The organism is Micromonospora sp. DSM 45708, assembly GCF_039566955.1.
Classification (GTDB): Bacteria; Actinomycetota; Actinomycetes; order Mycobacteriales; family Micromonosporaceae; genus Micromonospora.
Genome location: NZ_CP154796.1, coordinates 5,173,593 through 5,194,184 on the forward strand (window position 1 = coordinate 5,173,593; position 20,592 = coordinate 5,194,184).

General features: G+C 74.0%; 25 protein-coding genes. 11 read left to right on the top strand and 14 right to left on the bottom strand.

The genetic code is table 11. From position 1 onward, the window contains the following. Positions 1-23 precede the first annotated feature (23 nt). From VKK44_RS22025 to VKK44_RS22050, 6 genes are all read right to left on the bottom strand, one after another. Entirely contained in the window at positions 24-392 is a 369-nt protein-coding gene (locus tag VKK44_RS22025) for a VOC family protein (RefSeq protein ID WP_343443121.1), read from the bottom strand. 37 nt (positions 393-429) lie between these two features. Then, positions 430-1,434, bottom strand: coding sequence for a methionine synthase (locus tag VKK44_RS22030; protein ID WP_343443122.1), 1,005 nt, complete (start codon positions 1,432-1,434; stop codon positions 430-432). 241 nt (positions 1,435-1,675) lie between these two features. After that, positions 1,676-2,749: a tRNA 2-thiouridine(34) synthase MnmA gene (gene mnmA, locus VKK44_RS22035; protein WP_343443123.1), complete on the bottom strand. Its 1,074-nt coding sequence runs from the start codon at positions 2,747-2,749 to the stop codon at positions 1,676-1,678. A 37-nt stretch (positions 2,750-2,786) separates the two neighbouring features. Beyond that, entirely contained in the window at positions 2,787-3,962 is a 1,176-nt protein-coding gene (locus tag VKK44_RS22040; RefSeq protein ID WP_343443124.1) for a cysteine desulfurase family protein, read from the bottom strand. A gap of 86 nt (positions 3,963-4,048) precedes the next feature. Beyond that, a complete protein-coding gene (locus tag VKK44_RS22045) occupies positions 4,049-4,714 on the bottom strand; it encodes a class F sortase (RefSeq protein WP_343443125.1) in 666 nt (221 codons plus the stop codon). Further along, on the bottom strand, positions 4,711-5,541 hold the full coding sequence (locus tag VKK44_RS22050) for a DUF4397 domain-containing protein (RefSeq protein WP_343443126.1): 831 nt from the start codon (positions 5,539-5,541) through the stop codon (positions 4,711-4,713). Before VKK44_RS22050 ends, VKK44_RS22045 begins: the two co-directional genes overlap by 4 nt. Positions 5,542-5,768: 227 nt before the next feature. Here VKK44_RS22050 and VKK44_RS22055 point away from each other — a divergent pair, with 227 nt between their 5' ends. Then, positions 5,769-6,389: an RNA polymerase sigma factor gene (locus VKK44_RS22055; protein ID WP_343443127.1), complete on the top strand. Its 621-nt coding sequence runs from the start codon at positions 5,769-5,771 to the stop codon at positions 6,387-6,389. Then, positions 6,343-7,113, top strand: coding sequence for an anti-sigma factor (locus tag VKK44_RS22060; protein ID WP_343443128.1), 771 nt, complete (start codon positions 6,343-6,345; stop codon positions 7,111-7,113). Before VKK44_RS22055 ends, VKK44_RS22060 begins: the two co-directional genes overlap by 47 nt. Positions 7,114-7,214: 101 nt before the next feature. On the opposite strand, the gene VKK44_RS22065 is transcribed toward VKK44_RS22060, so the two are convergent. The 4 genes from VKK44_RS22065 to VKK44_RS22080 form a co-directional block, all read right to left on the bottom strand. Next, positions 7,215-8,174: an electron transfer flavoprotein subunit alpha/FixB family protein gene (locus tag VKK44_RS22065; RefSeq protein WP_343443129.1), complete on the bottom strand. Its 960-nt coding sequence runs from the start codon at positions 8,172-8,174 to the stop codon at positions 7,215-7,217. A gap of 11 nt (positions 8,175-8,185) precedes the next feature. Next, entirely contained in the window at positions 8,186-8,965 is a 780-nt protein-coding gene (locus VKK44_RS22070; RefSeq protein WP_343443130.1) for an electron transfer flavoprotein subunit beta/FixA family protein, read from the bottom strand. 187 nt (positions 8,966-9,152) lie between these two features. After that, on the bottom strand, positions 9,153-9,557 hold the full coding sequence (locus tag VKK44_RS22075; protein ID WP_343443131.1) for a hypothetical protein: 405 nt from the start codon (positions 9,555-9,557) through the stop codon (positions 9,153-9,155). Between the two features lie 2 nt (positions 9,558-9,559). Beyond that, positions 9,560-10,357, bottom strand: coding sequence for a GNAT family N-acetyltransferase (locus VKK44_RS22080; protein ID WP_343443132.1), 798 nt, complete (start codon positions 10,355-10,357; stop codon positions 9,560-9,562). A gap of 41 nt (positions 10,358-10,398) precedes the next feature. Here VKK44_RS22080 and VKK44_RS22085 point away from each other — a divergent pair, with 41 nt between their 5' ends. From VKK44_RS22085 to VKK44_RS22095, 3 genes are read left to right on the top strand one after another with little or no spacing between them, the layout of a single operon-like run. After that, on the top strand, positions 10,399-10,788 hold the full coding sequence (locus VKK44_RS22085; RefSeq protein WP_343447853.1) for a YidH family protein: 390 nt from the start codon (positions 10,399-10,401) through the stop codon (positions 10,786-10,788). Continuing rightward, the gene (locus VKK44_RS22090) at positions 10,785-11,081 is read left to right on the top strand and encodes a DUF202 domain-containing protein (protein ID WP_343443133.1); all 297 of its coding nucleotides are present in this window, start codon (positions 10,785-10,787) and stop codon (positions 11,079-11,081) included. The genes VKK44_RS22085 and VKK44_RS22090 overlap by 4 nt, the downstream gene beginning before the upstream one ends. 26 nt (positions 11,082-11,107) lie before the next feature. Continuing rightward, positions 11,108-11,506, top strand: a complete 399-nt coding sequence (locus VKK44_RS22095; RefSeq protein ID WP_343443134.1) for a PLD nuclease N-terminal domain-containing protein — start codon at positions 11,108-11,110, stop codon at positions 11,504-11,506. 56 nt (positions 11,507-11,562) lie between these two features. Here the strand turns inward: VKK44_RS22095 and VKK44_RS22100 are convergent, their stop codons facing one another. Together VKK44_RS22100 and VKK44_RS22105 are read right to left on the bottom strand one after the other, a co-directional pair. Beyond that, positions 11,563-13,185: an acetolactate synthase gene (locus tag VKK44_RS22100; RefSeq protein WP_343443135.1), complete on the bottom strand. Its 1,623-nt coding sequence runs from the start codon at positions 13,183-13,185 to the stop codon at positions 11,563-11,565. 72 nt (positions 13,186-13,257) lie between these two features. After that, positions 13,258-14,031, bottom strand: coding sequence for an enoyl-CoA hydratase/isomerase family protein (locus VKK44_RS22105; protein WP_343443136.1), 774 nt, complete (start codon positions 14,029-14,031; stop codon positions 13,258-13,260). Between the two features lie 97 nt (positions 14,032-14,128). Here VKK44_RS22105 and VKK44_RS22110 point away from each other — a divergent pair, with 97 nt between their 5' ends. From VKK44_RS22110 to VKK44_RS22125, 4 genes are all read left to right on the top strand, one after another. Then, the gene (locus VKK44_RS22110) at positions 14,129-14,659 is read left to right on the top strand and encodes a DUF6232 family protein (RefSeq protein WP_343443137.1); all 531 of its coding nucleotides are present in this window, start codon (positions 14,129-14,131) and stop codon (positions 14,657-14,659) included. A gap of 147 nt (positions 14,660-14,806) precedes the next feature. Beyond that, positions 14,807-15,289, top strand: coding sequence for a DUF6232 family protein (locus VKK44_RS22115; protein ID WP_343443138.1), 483 nt, complete (start codon positions 14,807-14,809; stop codon positions 15,287-15,289). Next, complete coding sequence (locus VKK44_RS22120; protein WP_343443139.1) at positions 15,286-15,657, top strand: DoxX family protein; 372 nt, start codon at positions 15,286-15,288, stop codon at positions 15,655-15,657. Before VKK44_RS22115 ends, VKK44_RS22120 begins: the two co-directional genes overlap by 4 nt. 201 nt (positions 15,658-15,858) lie before the next feature. After that, positions 15,859-16,617, top strand: a complete 759-nt coding sequence (locus VKK44_RS22125; protein WP_343443140.1) for a hypothetical protein — start codon at positions 15,859-15,861, stop codon at positions 16,615-16,617. Positions 16,618-16,645: 28 nt separating this feature from the next. On the opposite strand, the gene VKK44_RS22130 is transcribed toward VKK44_RS22125, so the two are convergent. Both VKK44_RS22130 and VKK44_RS22135 read right to left on the bottom strand, forming a co-directional pair. Then, on the bottom strand, positions 16,646-17,560 hold the full coding sequence (locus VKK44_RS22130) for a ribokinase (protein ID WP_343443141.1): 915 nt from the start codon (positions 17,558-17,560) through the stop codon (positions 16,646-16,648). Between the two features lie 16 nt (positions 17,561-17,576). After that, positions 17,577-18,473 carry an ABC transporter ATP-binding protein gene (locus VKK44_RS22135; protein WP_343443142.1) on the bottom strand — a complete coding sequence of 299 codons (897 nt, stop codon included), beginning with the start codon at positions 18,471-18,473 and terminating at the stop codon, positions 17,577-17,579. Positions 18,474-18,549: 76 nt separating this feature from the next. On the opposite strand from VKK44_RS22135, the gene VKK44_RS22140 reads away from it, so the two are divergent. Both VKK44_RS22140 and VKK44_RS22145 read left to right on the top strand, forming a co-directional pair. Continuing rightward, a complete protein-coding gene (locus VKK44_RS22140) occupies positions 18,550-19,554 on the top strand; it encodes an ATP-binding cassette domain-containing protein (protein WP_343443143.1) in 1,005 nt (334 codons plus the stop codon). Next, the gene (locus VKK44_RS22145) at positions 19,551-20,561 is read left to right on the top strand and encodes an ABC transporter permease subunit (protein ID WP_343443144.1); all 1,011 of its coding nucleotides are present in this window, start codon (positions 19,551-19,553) and stop codon (positions 20,559-20,561) included. The genes VKK44_RS22140 and VKK44_RS22145 overlap by 4 nt, the downstream gene beginning before the upstream one ends. Positions 20,562-20,592: the final 31 nt, after the last annotated feature.

Consider the following 20,592-nt stretch of genomic DNA (forward strand, 5'->3'; position numbering starts at 1 on the left):
CGGCCGCGCAAGCCCTCGCGCGGTCAGCCCCAGCAGAGGCAGAACGGGTGGCCGGCCGGGTCGGCGTAGACCCGGAAGCCCTCCCCCTCGCCGGGCAGCCGCCGCGCACCGAGGGCCAGCGCCGCCTTCTCGGCCGCCTCGATGTCGTCCACCGTCACGTCCAGGTGGAACTGCTGCGGGCGCTCCGGGTCGGGCCAGTCGGGCGCCCGCAGGTCGAGCGCCTTCTGGAAGGCGAGCCGCGGCTGGTGCCCGGGCGGGCCGCCGAGGACCACCCAGTCGTCGCCGTCGGAGTTGTCCTCGATCAGCGGGAGCCCGAGCAACTCCGCGTAGAAGCCGGCCAGCGCACGCGGGTCGGGACAGTCGATCACGGTGGAGCGCAGTCGTCCGATCATGCCGGCCATCCTGCCCCCGGCGTACGACAGGAAAACGTCACTCCTCGGCGAGCCGCCGGCCGGCGTCGCGACAGGCGGCCAGCACCGCCCGGGCGTACGCCGGGGTGGCGCCGGCCAGCCCGCACGTGGGCGTGACCACCACCTGTTCGGCCAGCCGCCGGCGGGGGAAGCCGAGCTGGTCCCAGACCCGGGCGACCCGACCGGCGACCTCGGCGGACGTCGGCACCCGGCCGGACGACGGCGGCAGCGTCGGCGCGGCGCCGGCCAGCAGCCCGAACCCGGCGTCGAGCGCCTCGCCGAGCGGGTCCAGGTCGGTGACCAGGGACAGGTCGAGGGCGACGCCGAACGCGCCGGCGGAGCGGATCAGCTCCAGCGGCACGTCCGGCGCGCAGCAGTGCACAAGCGTGGGCACGCCGGCCGCGTCGAGCACGCCGTGCAGCAGCGCGCGGGCCACCTCGACCTCCACCGGCCGGTGGGTGCCGAAGCCGCTCTCGGTGGGCACCCGGCCGGCCAGCACCGCCGGCAGCGACGGCTCGTCGAGCTGGAGCAGCACCGAGGCGCGAGGCAGTCGTCGGGTCACCGCCGCCACGTGCCCGCGCAGCCCTTCGCCCAGCGAGCCGGCGAGGTCCCGTACCGCGCCCGGGTCGCGCAGCAGCCGGCCGCCCAGCGGCCGTTCCAGCGCGGCGGCCAGGGTGAACGGGCCGGCGGCCTGGACCTTGACCGGGCCGGCGTACTCCTCGGCCTGCTCGGCGAACTGGTCGAGGTCGCGTTCCATCAGGTCACGGGCCCGGCGCAGGTCCCGGCCGGGGCGCGGGGCGATCCGCCAGCGGGCCGCGTACAGCTCGACCGGAAGCTCGACGAGCAGCCCGGCGGTGCGGCCCACGAGATCCGCGCCCGGCCCCCGCGCGGGCAGCTCGGGCAGATGCGGCAACGCGGGCAGCTCGCCGAGCACGATCCGCTGCGCCTCGGCGATGTCGGTGCCGGGCAACGAACCGATTCCGGTCGCCGCCCCGGCGGGCCAGGGCCACTGCTGATCAGTCACCGCCGAAGCCTATCCACATCCGCGCCGCGCGGCCGGCACGGGCGGCACCGAGCGGCCTACGAACTTGATGGCACAGGCGGGTCACCGCGACGGACGGCGGTGGCAGCCGGGCCGACGCGAACCCCGCGCGCCGGACCGTCTCCCGCTGACTCGTTCACGCCATCAGGTTTGCAGGCACGCGGTGGGTTGATGCTGCGGGCTTCCGTCATCGCATCGGCCGCCCGCGCCCGCACGGTGGCCGTCAGGCGGTGATGGTGGCGGAGCCGAGGACCACGTCGCCGGCCGGGTCCGGCCGGTAGGCCACGATCGCCTGGCCGGCGGCGACCCCGCGCAGCGGTCGGCGCAGCGAGGCGTGCAGGCCGTCGGCGTCGACGGAGACGGCGGCCGGGACCACGTCACCGTGTGCCCGGAGCTGCACCTCGCACTCGACCGGCCCGTCCGGGCGCGGTCCGCCGGTCCAGACCGGGCGGACGGCGCGCACCACGGAGACCTCCAGCGCCTCGGCCGGACCGACCGTCACCGTGTTGGTCTTCGGGGTGATGGAGAGCACGTAGCGGGGCCGGCCGTCCGGTGCCGGGCGGTCCAGGCGCAGCCCGCGTCGCTGCCCGACGGTGTACTGGTAGGCGCCGCTGTGGTTGCCGACGACCGCGCCGGTGAGCGCGTCCACCACCTGGCCCGGGGCTTCGCCGAGCCGCTCGGCCAGGAAACCCCGGGTGTCGCCGTCGGCGATGAAGCAGATGTCGTGCGAGTCCGGCTTGTCGGCCACGGCGAGGCCCCGCCGGGCGGCCTCCGCGCGCACCTCGGCCTTGGTCGAGTCGCCGAGCGGGAAGACCGACCGGTCAAGCTGCGCGCGGGTCAGCACCGCGAGGACGTACGACTGGTCCTTGGCCACGTCGACGCTGCGCCGCAGCAGACCGTCCGGGCCGAGCCGGGCGTGGTGGCCGGTCACCACGGCGTCGAAACCCAGGGCCACGGCCCGGTCCAGCACCGCGGCGAACTTGATCTTCTCGTTGCAGCGCAGGCACGGGTTCGGGGTACGGCCGGCCGCGTACTCGGCGACGAAGTCGTCGACCACGTCGTCGTGGAACCGGTCGGCCATGTCCCACACGTAGAACGGGATGCCCAGCACGTCGGCGGCGCGCCGGGCGTCCCGGGAGTCCTCCAGCGTGCAGCAGCCCCGCGCGCCGGTGCGGTAGGTCTGCGGGTTGCGGGCCAGCGCCAGGTGCACGCCGGTCACGTCGTGTCCCGCCTCCACCGCCCGCGCCGCCGCCACGGCGGAGTCCACCCCGCCCGACATCGCCGCCAGAACCCTCACCGGCCCACTCCCCTCGTCCGCACCGAGGGTATCCGGCTCAGCGGGGCGTACGGAGGGCAGCCGCGCGACGGGCCCGCTCGACGGCGGCCGGCAACGCGGCGATGAGCGTGTCCACGTCCGCGCCGCTGCTGGTGTGGCCGAGCGTGAAACGCAACGAGGAACGGGCCCGGTCGTCGTCGGCGCCCATGGCCAGCAGCACGTGCGAGGGCTGGGCCACACCCGCCGAGCAGGCCGACCCGGTCGAGCAGGCGATGCCGTGGGCGTCGAGGAGCAGCAGCAGCGCGTCCCCCTCGCAGCCGGGGAAGGAGAAGTGCGCGTTGCCGGGGAGGCGGTCCGCCGGGTCGCCGTTGAAGACCACCTCGGGCACCGCCCGACGGACGCGTTCGACCAGCTCGTCGCGGAGCGCGGCGACGCGGGCCGCGTACTCCTGCTGGCCCTTCACCGCGGCCTCGACGGCGACCGCGAACGCGACGATGCCGGCCGTGTCCAGCGTGCCGGAGCGGACGTCGCGCTCCTGGCCGCCCCCGTGCAGCAGCGGGACGGCCGCGACGTCGCGGGCCAGCAGCAGCGCGCCGACGCCGGTCGGACCGCCGAGCTTGTGCCCGGTCACGGTGAGCGCGGACACCCCGCTCGCGGCGAAGTCGACAGGCACCTGACCGACCGCCTGGATCGCGTCGGTGTGGAACGGCACCCCGTGCTCGGCGGCGACCGCGGCCAGCCCGGCCACCGGCTGGACGGTGCCGACCTCGTTGTTGGCCCACATGGCGGTGACCACCGCCACCCGGTCGCCGTGCTCGGCCAGCTCGGCGCGGAGCCGCTCCGGGTCGAGCCGACCGGTCGCGTCGACCGGCAGCCAGCCGGCCTCCGCGCCCTCGTGCCCGACGAGCCAGTCCACCGCGTCCAGCACGGCGTGGTGCTCGACCGCGCTGGAGACCACCCGGACCCGCTCGGGCCGGGCGTCGCGGCGGGCCCAGAAGATGCCCTTCACGGCGAGGTTGTCGCTCTCCGTGCCTCCGCCGGTGAAGATCACCTCGGAGGGGCGGGCGCCGAGCGCGGCGGCCACCCGCTCGCGGGACTCCTCCACCCGCCGCCGGGCACGGCGGCCGGCCGCGTGCAGCGACGACGCGTTGCCCACCTCGCGGGCGGTGGCGACGTACGCCTCGAGTGCCTCGTCGAGCATCGGGGTCGTCGCCGCGTGATCCAGGTATGCCATCACCGTTCAGCCTAACGGCCGGCCGGCGGGCCACCGCTGGCCGGACCGCCCGTCCCGTGCGGGGGCGGGACGGGCGGACCGGGATCTCACGCGGGAACCGCGGTGACGACGATGTTGTCGCGGTAGTGCCGGGTCTTCGGGTCGAACGGGCCGCCGCAGGTGATCAGCGTGAGTCGCGGGCTGCCGTCCCGGGCGAAGTACCGGTCCAGCGGGATCTTCGTCTTCGTGTACTCCTCCCGGGCCACCACCCGGTAGCGGCGGTCCTTGCCGTCCGCGCCGGTGGCGGTGAGGGTGTCCCCCCGGTCCAGCTCACGGAGCCGGAAGAACGCGCCCTTGCCCTGGTCGGCGCTGTCCACATGCCCGGCGATGACCACCGAGCCGGCGGCGGCCTCCAGGCCCGGGCCGTAGCGGTACCAGCCGACCTGGTCCACGCTGGGCGGCACCTCGAACTCGTTGGTGCGCTGGTTGATGCCGACCGGGTCGACCGAGGCGGTGACCTTGATCGGCGGGATGCGCAGCCGTACCGGTGGCACGGTCGCGCCGTCCGCCGGCAGGGTGCCGGCGTTCACCGGCACCGACGCCTCCCCGCTCGCTGTCGGTGTCGCGGCGGGGGTGGTACTGGCCAGCGCCGCCGACTCGTCGGCACCGACGTCCTCGGCGGGCTGCGAACCGCAGGCCACCAGGGCCGAGACGGTGAGCGCGGCGGCGCCGGCGGCCATCGCCGCCAGCGCCCCGCGGTTACGCACCGTCACCGGCGGCCGGTCCGGGTGGTGGCCACCCGCGCGCCGCCGCCGACCAGGAGCAGCACGCCGGCGCCGGCCAGCACGTACCACCAGGTGTCCACGCCGGTGCCGGCCTGACCGCCGGTGCCGCTGGGCACGCCGCCCGGAGCGGAGTGCAGGCCGCTGATGGTCTGCGCCACCAGGTCGAGGTTCTTGGCCTCGGCGGAGCCGATCGCGTAGACGATGGTGGCGGTGCCCTCCTTGAGGTTCAGGTCGGCCGGGCCGATGGCGACGGTGTCGGTGCCGGCGAGCACGACGTCCGCCTTCACGGTGCCGGCGGCCACGTCGGCCTTGGCCTCCTTGGGGTTGGTCAGCCCCTCGAAGACCGGCTTGCCGCCGGCCCGCACGTCCACGGCCGGCGCGGCGGCGGTGTGCCGGACGATCAGCCGGGCCTTGCCGGCGCCCACCTTGGACACGTCGTTGACGAACGGCGTGATCTGCGGCTTGCCGTCGGCGCTGAGGTGGGCGGCGAGGCTGATGTTCGCCCCGCCCGGCACCTCGGCGTCGTCGACCTTCAGGATCGCCTTGTCGACCGCCTCACCGGGCTTGGTCAGGGCGATGTCGTACTCGCCCTCGGGCAGGGTGAGCGGGCCGGCCACGTCGCCCGGCTTGAAGTTGTCGAGCGTCTTCTTGCCGTTGACGTAGACGTCGACCGGGGTGTCCGGGATGCCGTGCACCACGGAGACCTTCGACGAGGCGGCGTAGGCCGGGCTCATGGTGGCGGCGCCGACGCCGGCGAAGGTGAGGGCGGCCACCGCGCCGCCCGCGGCGACCCGACGGAACATGGCGTGCTGCATTTGTGTGCCTCCTGCTGGTTGATGCTGATTCGTCAGGCCTGGCTTGCAGAACGGGTTACGCCGACCCCGCCGCCCCCGGATGCGCTCCGGATCCGTTTTCTTTTTCCCGCCGCGGACGCATCCGCCGGGGTGCCCGGCGACGAAGGAAGAGGTGACGAGCGTCGTGCCGGACGCACCGGGAGAGTGGGGCGGGGGCGGTGGGAGTTACAGTTCGGCATGCCCCACGGATGGCGAGCCGCCCGGTGACGGCGGCGAGGCAGGGCCCTGAGCCGCCGGGCGAGGACGATCTCGCGACACGGTTCCGCGACGGCGACGAGGCTGCCCTGCGCGAGGCGTACGACAGGTACGGCCGAGCGGTGCTGCACCTGGCCACCACGACGCTGGCCAACCGGAGCGACGCCGAGGACGTGACCCAGGCGACATTCGTCGCCGCCTGGCTCGGCCGGGAGACGTTCGACCCGGCGAAGGGATCGCTGATCGGCTGGCTGCTCGGCATCGGGCGACGCAAGGTGGTCGACCGGATCCGGGCCGCGGCCCGGGAGACCCGGGTGGTCGAGACCGTCAAGCAACTGCCCGAGCCGGTGGACACCGGCCCCGACCCGGACACGGTGGTCGACCGGCTGGTGGTCGCCGACGAGCTGGCGCGGCTCCCCGACGAGCAGCGGCGGATGCTGGAGCTGGCGTTCTACGACGACCTGACACACCAGCAGATCTCGGCCGTGACGGGCGTGCCGCTCGGCACGGTCAAGAGCCACATCCGGCGCGGCATGCAGAGCCTGAAACGCAGATGGGAGGTGGACGGTGCAGCACCTGGAACACGACCGGCTGGTCTTTCTGGCGCTCGGTGAGAGCGAGGCGGCCGACGCGGAATCCACCCACCTCGCCTCCTGCGGTCACTGCCGGGGCGAGCTGGAGTCGCTCCGGCACGTCGCCGGGCTCGGTGCCGGCACGCAGGGCCTGGCCGACCTGCCCGACCCGCCGGAGCACGTCTGGCAGGGCATCGTCGCCGAGATCCGGGCCGCCGAGGAGCTGCCCGCGTTGAACGGCCGCCGGCCGGCGCGTACCGGCGATCCGACCGACGCCGGCGACCGCCCGGCGACCGTCGCGCGCTCGCGCCGTGGCCGCCGCTGGCCGGGGTGGGCGAGCACCGCGGTCGCCGCCACCGCCGCCGCGGTGATCGGTGTGGCGGGCACCGTCGCGGTGCTCGGGACCGGCGGCGACGAACCGGCGGCGCAGCCGACGGTGCTGGCCAGCGCGCCACTGGCCGCGTTCGGCTCGACGCCGAAGGACGCCTCGGGCGACGCCCGGGTGCTCGGGGACAACCAATTGCATCTGCACGTGGCGAATCTCCCGAACGTTCCGGGGTACTACGAGGTCTGGCTAATCGATCCGAAGACGATGGAGATGTTCTCGGTGGGCACGTTGAGCAACGGATCGGGGGACGCGTTGCTGCCGATTCCCCGCAACGTCGACCTGAGCACCTTCACCGTCGTCGACATCAGCGCCGAGCAGTACGACAACAACACCCGCCACTCCGGCGACAGCCTGTTGAGGGGCACCCTGACGGGCTGATCGGCGGGCCGGCTCAGCTCCCCGGCCCGCCGATCAGCTCCCTGCGAGAAAAGGCCGCCGCCCGGTGATCCGGGCGGCGGCCTTCGTTCACGACCGTGGGGTCACTTGCGCTTGCGGATCTCCTCGGCGGCCTGCGGGACGATCTTGAACAGGTCGCCGACCACGCCGTAGTCGGCCAGCTCGAAGATCGGCGCCTCACCGTCCTTGTTCACCGCGACGATGGTCTTCGACGTCTGCATGCCGGCCCGGTGCTGGATCGCGCCGGAGATGCCCAGCGCGACGTAGAGCTGCGGGGAGACCGTCTTGCCGGTCTGGCCGACCTGGAACTGGTGCGGGTAGAACCCGGAGTCGACCGCCGCGCGGGACGCGCCGACCGCGCCGCCGAGCAGGTCGGCCAGCTCCTCCACCAGCTTGAAGTTGTCGGCGTTGCCGACGCCGCGACCGCCGGAGACGACGATCGACGCCTCGGTCAGCTCGGGGCGGGAGCCCTTCTGCTCGGCGACCCGCTCGACGACCTTGGCGAGCTTGTCCGCGTCGGTGACCGACACGGTGAGCTGCTCGACGGCCGGGGTGGCCGCGGCCGGGGTCGGGTTGAGCGAGTTCGGCCGGACGGTGACCAGCGGCAGGCCCTTGGTGACCTTGGACTTGACGATGGTGGAGCCGGCGAACGCGACCTGGGTGGCGGTGCCGTCGGCGGCCAGGGCGACCACGTCGGTCAGGATGCCGTTGTCCAGCTTGACCGCCAGGCGGGCGGCGATCTCCTTGCCCTCCTGCGACGAGGCGAGCAGCACGGCGGCCGGCTGCACCCGCTTGACCAGCTCGGCGACCACGGTGGCCTTCGGCGCCACCAGGTAGCCGTCGATCTCCTCGCCCTCGGCGGCGTAGATCTTCTCCGCGCCGTACTCGCCCAGCTTGGCGCTCAGCGCCTCGGCGGCGCCGGCGCCGCCGAGCACGACCGCGCTCGGGGTGCCCAGCTCGCGGGCGAGGGTGAGCATCTCCAGGGTGACCTTCTTGACGCCGAATTCCTTGGTGGCTTCGACGACGACGAGAACCTCAGACATGTCCAGACCTCTCACACGAACTTCTCGGTGGCGAGGAACTCGACCAGCTTGACGCCGCCCTCGCCCTCGTCGGTGATCTTCTCGCCGCCGGAGCGCGGCGGGCGCTTGGTGTGCTCCACCACCGCGCTGGTGGCGCCGTCGAAGCCCACCTCGGCCGGGGCCACACCCAGGTCGCCCAGGGAGAGCGTCTGCACCGGCTTCTTCTTCGCGGCCATGATGCCCTTGAAGGACGGGTAGCGCGGCTCGTTGATGGTGTCCCAGACGGAGACCACGGCCGGCGTCGAGGCGGTGACCACCTCGTAGCCCTCCTCGGTCTGCCGCTCGGCGGTCAGCGTCGAGCCGTCGACGGTGAGCTTGCGCGCGCCGGTCAGGGCGGCCACACCCAGCCGCTCGGCGATCATGTGCGGCATGACCTGCACCCGACCGTCGGTGGACTCGGCGCCGCAGATGACCAGGTCGGCGTTGAGCTGCCCGAGGGCGGCGGCGAGCACCTTCGAGGTGGCCACGGCGCAGGAGCCGTGCAGCGCGTCGTCGACGACGTGGACGGCCTTGTCCGGCCCCATGGAGAGCGCCTTGCGGATCGACTCGGTCGCCCGGTCCGGACCCATGGTCAGGATGGTGACCTCACCGCCGTGCGCTTCCTTGATCTTCAACGCCTCTTCGATGGCGTACTCGTCCATCTCGTTGATGACGTTGTTCGCCGAGCCGCGGTCGACGGTGTTGTCGTCAGGACGCAGGTTGCGGTCCGCGCCCGAATCGGGCACCTGCTTGACGAGTACGACGATGTTCATCGCGCTTCGACGACCCTCCTGTTTGGTGTAGCGATCACTCGCCCGGTCACGGGCGCAGCCTGCCGCGTGACTTAACGCTCGGTCAACCACAGGCTGCTGTGCACTTGCCCACGGGGCAATGTTACCCGCAAGTAGCATCGAGGCTCCGGACGCCCGGAGTGACGCAACTCACCGTAGTCGGTGGCCGTCATGCCGCCTCGGTCAGCGCCGCCCGGATCTTGTCGATGGCCGCCGCCTCGGCCGGCGCCACGCCCCGGTGCGCCGCCGCCACTCGGTCCGCCGCCGCCAGCACCACCGACCGGTACGCCTCGACGTCCCCCGGCGACTTGGCCCGCAGGATCTCCACCGACCGGCCCAGCGCGGGCAGCACCACCGACTCGATCTCCAGCGCGGAGTCGCGGGGCAACTGCGGCAGCGGACCGGTGGTGAGCGCCTCCTTGACCACGCCCCCGGCGTCGGCCAGCGCGCCGGAGGCGGCGATGCTCTCCCGCACCATGGACAGCACCCCGGGCACCGCGTTGGAGACCAGGAACACCGCCCCGAACGCGCCGGTCTTCAGGGTGAGCTGCTCGTCCTCCGTCAACCGGTCCATGATCACGGAGTGTAGACGTACGGCGTGGTGGTGGTGACCGCAACGAGCCCGAGCCGCTCCAGGATGGGCCGGCTGTCCGGCGAGCAGTCCACCTGCACCAGCGTCCTGCCGCGCTGCTGCGCCAACCGCGCCCGGTACGCCACCAGCGCCCGGTAGACGCCCTTCCGACGCCACCGCGGCAGCGTCGAGCCGCCCCAGAGACTGGCGAACCCGGTGCCCCGCTGGTAGCGGATCCAGCCGGCGCTGATCACCGTCTCCCCCGCCTCCGCCACCACGATCGTGATCGACTGCGGGTCCGCCTCGATCTCCCGGGCCAACCCGTGCACCAGGTGACCGCGGTCGTCGTGCCAGACCTCCTCCTCCATGGCGGCGATCCGCTCCAGGTCGGCGCGGCCGGTGACCTCGCGCAGGCGTACCCCCTCGGGGAGCACCGGGACGGCGGCGGCCAGCGGCGCCACCGGGCCGACCACGACGGTCTCCTCGTCCTCCGGCACGAAGCCGGCGGCGCGCAGCCGGTCGCCCAGGTCGGCCGGCTCGTCGTGGCCGGTGAGCTTCCACTCGACCGCCTCGCCGCGGGCCCGGAAGAACTCGACCTGCCGGGCGATCAGCGCGTCCAGCTCGACGCCGGCCAGGCCGTCCAGCGTCCGGTAGGTGAGAAAGCCGCGCTGGTCCAGGCCGAGGACCCGGAACAGCGGACCGTCCCGCTCGATGGTCACTCCGGCGGGCACCGGGTCCGGCAGCTCCGGACGGACCTGCGTGTCGTAGGCGTCGCGCAGGGCGCGCGCGTCAAGATCGGTCATCCCCTCAGGCTAGGCCGGTGGCAAAGCGGATAATCGGTGCCGTGTGGGAGTCGATCAAGCGCTGGTTCGACCCGCGGGAGCTGCGTTCGGTCGGCAGCACGCCGGACTACCGCTTCTCGCTGGCCAACGAACGGACGTTCCTGGCCTGGCTGCGGACCGGGTTGGCGCTGGTCGCGGGCGGGCTGGCCGCCGCCCAGTTCCTCCCGCCGCTCCCGCTGGCGCACCTGCGCGAGGCGCTCGCCGTCGGGCTGCTGCTGCTCGGCGCCACCGTGTCGATCCGGGCGGTGGACCACTGGGCCCGCACCGAACGCGCCATCCGGCTGGGCGAGGAGCTGCCGGCGTCCCGCTTCCCCGCCGTGCTGGCGCTGATCGTCGCGGTCGGCGCGCTGCTGCTGGTGGCCGCCGTGCTGCTCCGGGGCGGTGCCCGATGACCGACGCCGGTCTCCCGGTCGAACGCACCCGGCTGGCCTGGCGGCGGACGCTGCTCACGCTGACCGTCGTGCTGTTGCTCCAACTCCGGCCGGCGTTCACCGGCCGCGTCCGGGACGTGGTGCCGGCCGGCGCGGCGGTCGTGGTCTGGCTGGCCGTGCTGGCGGCCGACTGGCGGCGCGCCACCGGCACCGGTCCACGCCGGCTCGGCCGCCTGTCGATGCCGCTGACCGCGCTCGGCGCGGCCACGCTGGCGCTGCTCGGCGTGGCGCACGTGCTGGGCCGGGTGCACTGACCCCGCCGGGTGCGCCATCATGGGGCATGGCCCGCCTCTACGTACTGCTCTTCCTGGCCCAGGTCGTGCTCGCCGCCTGCGCGCTGATCAGCTGCCTCTCCGCCGAGGACGGCCAGGTCAAGGCGCTGCCCCGGATGATCTGGGTGCTGATCATCCTGTTCTTCCCGGTGGTCGGCTCGATCGCCTGGTTCGTGGCCGGCCGCGAGCGCCCGACGGGCCCGGCCGGCGTCACCGGGTCGGCGGGACCCGCCGCGCCGGCCCGCGGGCCGCTCGCCCCGGACGACGACCCCGAATTCCTCGCCTCGCTCGACAAGCGCTCCCGCGATGAGGACCAGGAACGCCTCCGCCGCTGGGAGGAGGACCTGCGCCGTCGCGAGGCGGAGCTGCGCGACCGCCCCGACGACCGGGACCGCCCCGAGGTCTGAGCGCCCACACGCCGCCGCCGGTCACCCGGCGGCGGCGGTCGTGGTCGTGGTCGTGGTCAGGCCAGGTTCGACGAGCGGGGGTACGCGTCCGCCGGGTCGGTCAGCACGTTGACCAGGTACGGCACGCCCGCGTCGAACGCGCGGCCCAGCGCCGGGCCGAGGTCGGCGGCCTTCTCCACCGTCTCGCCCGCGCCGCCGAGCGCCTCGACCACCTTGTCGTAGCGCAGGCCGGGCTGGAGGTCGGCGGCGACGTCGTAGCCGTACATGGCGCGCATCGGGTGCTTCTCCAGCCCCCAGATGCCGTTGTTGCCGACCACGATCACCACCGGCAGCTTCTGCCGGGCCAGCGACTCCACGTCCATCAGCGAGAAGCCGGCCGCGCCGTCGCCCATCAGCACGCAGATCTGCCGGTCCGGGTGGCTGACCCGGGCGCCCATCGCGTAACCCAGGCCGGTGCCGAGGCAGCCGTACGGGCCGGGGTCGAGCCAGGTGCCGGGCTGGGCGGGCTCCAGGTACTTGCCGGCGTACGAGACGAAGTCGCCGCCGTCACCGATGGTGATGGCGTCCGGGGCGAGCACCTTGCGCAGTTCGCCGTAGACCCGGGCCGGCCGGATCGGGTCGGTCTCGGCACCCATCTCCTCGGCGTCGCGTGCCTTCGCCGCGTCCTCGGCGGTGCGCAGCTCGGCGATCCAGCCGGCGTGGTCGGCCCGGTCGCCGGCGTGCTCGGCGAACCCGCCGAGGATCAGTCGGAGGTCACCGGCGGGCGCGGCGGCCGGCTGCACGTGCCCGGCGCGCTGGCTGGGCGCGTCCACCACGTGCACCACCTTGGCGTCGCCGAAGTCGCCGAAGGAGAGCCGGAAGTCCAGTGGCGTGCCGACCACCACGACCACGTCGGCGCCCTTCAGCGCGACCCGGCGGGCCTTGGCGAAGGCCAGCGGGTGGGTCGGCGGCAGCGCGCCCCGGCCCATGCCGTTGGTGAACACCGGCACCTGCAACGCCTCGGCGGCGGCGCGCAGCGCGTCGACCGCGTCCCCGGCGTACACGTCGGAGCCGGCGATGATCACCGGCCGGGACGCGCCGGCGATCAGGCCGGCGGCCTTGGCCACCTCGTCCGGGTCGGGCTCGATCGGTGCGGGCGGGGTGACCGCCGGCAGGTCGGCGTCCCCGACCGAGAAGACCGCCTCCAGCGGGAAGTCCAGGAAGACCGGGCCCCGGTGCGGGGTGAGCGCGGTGGTCAGCGCCGCGGACACCGCGCGCGGGATGTCGTCGGCGCTGAACACCGTCTCGGCGTGCTTGGTCACCGGCGCGACCAGCGGGAGGTGGTCCATCTCCTGGAGGCTGCCGGAGCCCCAGCGGAACTGCGGCGCGCGCCCGCCCATCACCAGCACCGGCGAGGCGTTGAAGAACGCGCTGGTGAGGCCGGAGACGCCGTTGGTGACGCCGGGGCCGGCGGTGAGCACGGCCAGGCCGGGGCGGCGCTGGAGCTTGGCCACCGCCTCGGCGGCGAAGACCGCGGACTGCTCGTGCCGCACGTCGTAGAGCGGGAAGCCGGACTTGTGCGCGGCGTCGTAGAGCGGGAAGACGTGCCCGCCAGAAAGCGTGAACATCTCCCGTACGCCGTGCGCCCGCAGCGCCGCCAGCGCCAGCTCGCCGCCGTGCCCCTCGAGGCGTTCCGTCATGCCACTCCCCTTCGTCGCGCGACCGGAGTCACACGCTACTGGCCGGTAGACCGGATGTGAACAACCCTCGCGTCAGCGGCCGGTGAAGCCCGGCTTGCGCTTCTCCACGAACGCGGCCATGCCCTCACGCCGGTCGTCGGTGGCGAACAGCGCCGCGAAGAGCTGGCTCTCCCAGGCCAGACCGGAGGTGAGGTCCATGTCCAGACCGCCGTCGACCGCCGCCTTCGCCGCCCGCAGCGCCTGCACCGGCCCGGTCAGGAACGGCTTCACGTACGCCACCGCGGCGTCGTACACCTCGGCGGCCGGCACCACCCGGTCGGCCAGGCCGATGCGCAGCGCCTCGTCGGCGTCGACCATCCGGCCCGTCATGATCAGATCCTTGGCGCGGGCCGGGCCGACCAACCGGGCCAGCCGCTGGGTGCCACCGGCGCCCGGGATGATGCCGAGCTTGATCTCCGGCTGGCCGAGCTTGGCGTCGGAGGCCACGATCCGCCAGTCGCAGGCCAGCGCCAGCTCGCAGCCGCCGCCGAGTGCGTACCCGGTGATCGCGGCGACCACCGGCTTGGGGATGCGGGCGATCGCGCCCAGCGCGCTGGACAGGTCGGCCGCCCGCTCCGCCATGTCCACGTAGGACATGTCGGCCATCTCCTTGATGTCCGCGCCGGCCGCGAAGACCTTCTCCCCGCCGTACACGATGACGGCGCGGACCTCGGCGGCGGCGGTGGCCGCCGTGGCGGCGGCGCGCAACTCCTCCTGCACCTGCGTGTTGAGCGCGTTCATCGGTGGCCGCTCCAGCCGGATGGTCCCGATGCCGTCCTTCACTTCCAGCCTGACGAACTCGCCCACGCCGCCCTCACTTCCTCGTCGAAGTAGCGTGCCAACCTTACGACCCACGTCGTTGGGGTAGACAGTGCGGTAGCCGCCGGACACCGGGAGTGACGTCATGACCACCTACTACGACGACCGGTCGGTCCGGGTCACGTCCACCGCGCTGCGGGTGGACGACCACAGCTACCCGCTGGCCGAGCTGACCATGGTGTGGCACCGCCGGGGCAGCCGCTCCTGGCGGGTGCTGGCCGGGCGCGGCGCGATCGGCGCGGCACTCGCCGGGCCGCTGGTGGCCGCGCTGCTGGGCATCGCGCTGGCGGTCTGGCTGCACCGCTCGCTCACCGTCACCATCGCCATCGTCGGGGCCTCCGTGCTGGTCGGCCTCGCGGTCGGGCCGCTCGCCGACGTGCTCTTCGAACACCTGGACCGCTCGTACGTGCGGGGCAGCCGCGAGCTGGAGATGTGGGCCACCTGGCAGGGCCGCCCGGTGCGGCTGCTGCACACCGGCGACGCGTTGCGCTTCGGCCAGATCTACCGGGCGGTGCAGCGGGCCATGGAGCGCGTGCCCTCGGGTCCCGGTGCCGGCGCCGGTCAGCACGTGATCGGGTCGTCCGGCAACAGGCCCAGCCCGCGCAGCAGGCCGTAGGTGTCCGGCTCGCCCTCCCTCTGATCCACTCCACTTCGCCGAGGTGGCGTGAACGGACCCGCTCCGATACCGCCACTTCGCCGAGATGGAGTCGATCTAGCGGAACACGCAGCGGCACGGGTGGTGCACGGTTGGTTAGGCTGATTTATGACCCTCTATTACCGGGACGACGCGGTACAGGTCACCTCGCAGGCCATCCACGCCGGCGGGCAGGTCGTCCCGCTCGCCGACGTCACCTACGTCTGGCACGCCCGGGGCACGACCACGATGGCGGTCCGGGGTCGGGTGCTGGGTCGGGGCGTGCTGGTCCTGCTGCTGTCGTTGCCACCGCTGGTGGCGCTGGTCTGCGTGCTGTCGCTGGCCTGGGCCGCGCAGGACCGGGGCGACTGGAAGCTCGCCCTGATCATCCTGGCCGCGTTCGTGGTGATGGGGCTCGTGCTCACCCCGTTCCTGGAGGTGCCGCTGGGCTGGCTGGACCGCTCCTACGAGCGGGGCAACCGGGTGCACGAGCTGTGGGTGCAGGTCCACGGGCGGGAGACGATGCTGGTCCGCACGCCCGACGCGCTACGGTTCGGGCAGATCTACCGGGCCGTGCAACGCGCCGTGGAACAGCAGGGAGACCGACGATGACCCACCGTCGCGGCGAGGCCGTCGCGCTCGCCGGGCTGCTCGCCGCCGCGGGCGTCACCCACTTCGCCCGCCCCGGTTTCTACGACCCGATCGTGCCGCGCGTCCTGCCCGGGCCGGCCCGCTTCTGGACGTACGCCTCGGGGGTCGCGGAGCTGGCCGTGGCGGCGGCGGTGGCGCATCCGACGACCCGGCGACGTGGTGGGCTGGCCGCGGCGGCGTTGTTCGTCGCGGTGCTGCCCGCCAACGCGCAGATGGCCTGGGACTGGCGACGACGTCGGCCGGTGAAGCGGGCCATCGCCTACGGCCGGGTGCCGATGCAGGCGCCGCTGATCTGGTGGGCGCTGCGGGTGGCCCGGCCCACGCACTGACGTCTGGGACGGCAGAGCCGTCCGAGAGTGGATAGCCGGGCACCGGCCGAGCCCAACGGCCGAGGACTGACGTCACAGGCGTCAGAACGCAGAGCATCCTCGGTGCGGAGGTTTCCGCACCCGGGATGCTTCATTGCTTTCGTGTCGGGTGACACGTACGCCGCCGAGCGTCGCTGGCGGGCGCGACGCACACTTGTCGGCATGGCGATCCCACTTCCCCGGCCCGGCGCCGTCGTCGGCCTCACCCGCTCCGCCCTGGACCAGGCGCTCGGTTCGGCCGCCGCGTTCGCCGGCGTGCCCGCCCGCGCGTTCGCCGTGCTCGACGAGGTGGAGGCGCTGGTGCGACGGATCAACGGGGTGGTCGACCGGATCGAGGGCACGCTCGACCGCACCGACCGGGTGCTCACCGACGCCGAGGGAGCGGTGCGTGAGGTGGCCGTGATCAGCGCCGCCGCCACCACCGCGATCGACACCGCGACCGAGGTGGCCGCTGCGGCGGCGGTGGTGGTCGGCGAGGCCGAGCGGGTCTCCGCCGCCGCCGCCACGGTGGTCGGCGAGGCGGACCGGGTGGCGCGGGCGGCGGCCGGCGTGGTGGCCGAGGCGGACACGGTGGCGGGCCGGGCCGCCGGCACGGTGGCCACCGCCGAGCAGGCGGCCGGCACCGCGACCGAACTGCTGGCCGCGTACGAGGCGACGCTGCGCCGGGCCGCGCCGATGGCGGCCCGTTTCGTCGAGCAGCTCAGCCCGGAGGAGGTGACCGCCGCGATCCGGCTCGTCGACGAGCTGCCGAAGCTGAAGGAGCACCTGACCTCGGACGTGCTGCCGATCCTGGCCACGCTCGACCGGGTCGGTCCGGACCTGCACGACCTGCTGGACGTCACCCGGGACCTGAAGCTCGCGGTGGCCGGCATCCCCGGCCTCGGCATGCTCCGCCGCCGCGGCGAGCGCGCCGAGGGTTGAGAAAGGGGCCCCGCCTACACCGGAGGCGTTAAGCGGGGGCCCCTTCTTGACGCCCGCCGAACAGCGCGTCGATCTCCGACCGGTGCGGCAGCGCCACCGAGGCGCCGAGCTTGCGGACGCAGGCCGCCCCGGCCGCCGCCGCCCAGCGCACCGCCTCGGCCAGGTCGCGCCCCTCGCCCCAGGCCACCGCCAGCGCGGCGGTGAAGGCGTCGCCGGCCGCGGTGGAGTCGACCACGTCCACCGGCACGGCCGGCACGTGCATCGGCGGGCGGTCCCGGTCGACGTACCAGGCGCCGTCGCCGCCGAGCGTGAGCACCGCGCGGGGCACCAGGTCGAGCAGCGCCGCCGGCTCGTCCCGGCCCCGACCGGTCAACGCCTGCGCCTCGGGCTCGTTGACCACCAGCAGGTCGGTCGCGGCCAGCAACTCGGCCGGCAGCGGTCGGGCCGGCGCCGCGTTGAGCACCACCCGGGTGCCGGCGGACCGGGCCGCCAGCGCCGCCCGGGTCACCGTCTCGACCGGCACCTCGAGCTGCGCGACCAGCACGTCCGCCTCGCGTACGGCGGCCAGCTCGTCCTCGGTCGGTTCGGTGAACGCGTCGTTCGCGCCGGGGGTGACCAGGATCGCGTTCTCGCCCGCGCCGCCGACCATGACCAGGGCGACACCGGACGGGCCGTACGTCACCCGGAGGTGGCCGGTGTCGACGCCGGCCGCGGTGATCCGGGCCCGGAGGGTGACGCCGAACGAGTCCGAGCCGATCGCGCCGAGGAAGACGCAGGACGCGCCGGCACGGACCGCGGCGACCGCCTGGTTGGCACCCTTGCCGCCGGGCAGCATGACGAAGTCGCTGCCGAGCACCGTCTCCCCCGGTCGGGGCAGCGCGGCGGCCATGCCGACCAGGTCCATGTTGGCGCTGCCGACGACGGCGATGCGGGTCTGCGGCACGGTGGGTTCCCGTCGGTCAGGCGGCGCGGGCCGTCCAGCGGTCGCCGGTGCGCGCGACGACCAGCGGCAGGCCGAAGGTCTTGGACAGGTTGTCGGCGGTGAGCACGTCGGCGAGCAGGCCCTGCGCCACCACGCCGCCCTCGCGCAGCAGCAGCGCGTGGGTGAAGCCGGGCGGGATCTCCTCGACGTGGTGGGTGACCAGCACCATGGCCGGCGCGTCCGGGTCGTACGCCAGCTCGGCGAGCCGGGCCACCAGGTCCTCCCGACCGCCCAGGTCGAGCCCGGCGGCGGGCTCGTCGAGCAGCAGCAGTTCCGGGTCGGTCATCAGGGCGCGGGCGATCTGCACCCGCTTGCGCTCGCCCTCGGAGAGCGTGCCGTAGCCGCGTTCGGCGAGGTGGCCGACGCCGAGCTGGCTCAGCAACGCGGCGGCGCGCGCCTCGTCGGTGCGGTCGTAGCTCTCCCGCCAGCGGCCCACCACGGACCAGGCGGCGGTCACCACCACGTCGACGACCCGCTCGTCGGCGGGGATCCGCTCGGCGAGGGTGGCGGTGGAGAGACCGATCCGGGTACGCAGCTCGTTGACGTCGGTGCGGCCGATGCGCTCGCCGAGCACGTGCGCGACGCCGCTGCTCGGGTGCAGCCGGCCGGCGGCCAGGTTGAGCAGGGTGGTCTTGCCGGCGCCGTTCGGGCCGAGCAGCACCCACCGTTCGTCCAGCTCGACCCGCCAGTCGACGTCGCGCACCAGCGCGGTGCCGGAGCGCGTGACGCCGACCCCGTCGAGGCTGACCACCAGATCCGCGTCCACGGTCGAGGGGGCGGGGGCGCCCACGGCGCCGGGGATCAGGTCACCAGTCACCGCCCCATCCAACCACGCACCCGGCCCGGCGCCCCCCACGGGCGGCGCCGTCGCCATAGGGTGGGGCGCCGTGTCGTTGGTCACCGCCTGAGGAAGGACGACTCATGCCCGAGCGCTGCCGGGAGGCAGGCGGATGAGCGCGGTCATCGAGATCGCCGGTCTCCGCAAGACGTTCCGCACGCTGCGTCATGGGCGCCGGGTCGCCGTCGACGACTTCCACATGCTGGTCGAGGCGGGCCAGGTGCACGGTTTCCTGGGGCCGAACGGCTCGGGCAAGACGACCACGCTGCGGGCCCTGCTCGGGTTGGTGCGGCCGGATTCCGGCACGATGCACGTGTTGGGCACCCGGTCCCCGGAGCGGCTGCCGGACGTGGCCGGGCGGGTCGGCGCCATCGTGGAGAGTCCGCAGTTCTTCGGCAACTTCACCGCGCACCGGACGCTGCGGCTGCTGGCGCTCGCCGGCGGCGTGCCCACCAGCCGGGTGGACGAGGCGCTGGAGCAGGTCGGCCTGCGGGACCGGGGCGAGGAGCGGGTCAGGGGCTACTCCCTCGGCATGAAGCAGCGGCTGGCGGTGGCCTCCGCCCTGCTCAAGCGCCCGGAGCTGCTGATCCTCGACGAGCCGGCGAACGGGCTGGACCCGGCCGGCATCCGGGAGATGCGTGACCTGACCCGGTCGCTCGCCGCGTCCGGGGTGACCGTGCTGCTGTCCAGCCACATCCTCGCCGAGATCCAGTTGATCTGCGACCACGTGACGATCGTCAGCCGGGGGCGGCGGGTCGCGTACGGCCGGGTCGACGAGGTGCTGGCCGGTTTCGACCAGCACCAGTGGCGGGTCCGGGTGGCCGAGCCCGAGCCGGCCGCGCAGTTGCTGGGCCGGGCCGGCCTGTCGGTGGCCGGGCACCCCGACCATCTGGTGGTGACCGGTGTGGTGGACCCCGAGGTGATCAGCCGCACGCTGGGCGAGCAGGGGATGTGGGTGCAGGAGCTGGTCCCGCTCCGGCCCGACCTGGAGAGCGTCTTTTTGGAGTTGACCGGCGGCGACGAGCACGTGGCGGTGCCGCGACAGGTGGACGGCGCGCCGGCGCACGACGGCGTGATCGATCTCGACGTCCGGGACAGCCGGGAGGTGGACGCGTGAACCTGGTCCGTGCCGAGCTGGAGCGGCTCGCCGCCCGGCGCTTCGTGCAGCTCATGGTGGTGTTGCTGGCGGTCGCGTTCGCGGTGACGGTGGTGACCACGCTGGGCGGCTCGCACCGGCCGACCGAGGTGGAGCTGAGTCGGGCCCAGTCGCAGGCCGCGGACGAGGTACGCCGGCTGGAGCTGGCGCACGACCGCTGCCTGCGGATCAAGGCGGGCACGCTCACCCCGGACGAGAACGACTACCTGCCGCGCGACTGCGCCCAGATCGACCCGGCGCAGTCCGAGCGGTTGCCGACCGCGTCCGACTACCTCAGTGGCGTGTTCGTCTTCGCCAAGGAGGCCAAGCCGCTGCTCTACTTCCTGATCGCGTTCCTGGCGCTGTTCGGGTTCCTGGTCGGCGCCTCCTACATCGGGGCGGACCTGAACTCGGGCGGCGTGGTCAACCTGCTGCTGTGGCGGCCACGCCGGCCGACCGTGTTCGCCGCGAAGCTCGGCACGCTGCTGGGCGGTCTGCTCGGGCTCTCCGTGCTGGCGTCGGTGGCGTACCTCGGGGCGTTCTGGCTGATCGGCCAGGCATCGGGGCTGACCGGCCGGACGAGCGGCGAGTTCTGGGCCGGGCTCGGCGCGGTCTGGGCGCGCGGCGTGGTGCTGGTGCTGCTCGCCGCGGCGCTCGGGTTCGCCGTCGCCACGCTGGGCCGGCACACCTCGGCGGCGCTCGGCACGGTGGCCGCGTACGTGGTGGTGTGGGAGCTGGGCGCGCGGTTGGTGTTCCAGATCCTCCAGGTCGGCCGGCCGGACCGGTTCATGCTCTCCAGCTATCTGGGGGCGTGGCTCGCCGGCCAGGTGCGGTTCTGGGACGACAACGCCTGTAGCACCGGGATCTCCGGTTTCTGCGACGGCTCCTACACGTTGGGGTGGCCGGCGGGCCTGGTGGTCCTGGTCGGGCTCACCGCCGCGCTGGTGGCCGCCGCGTTCGCGGTGTTCCGCCGCCGCGACCTGATCTGAGCACGTCGGCGCGGCCCGCATCGGACGGGCC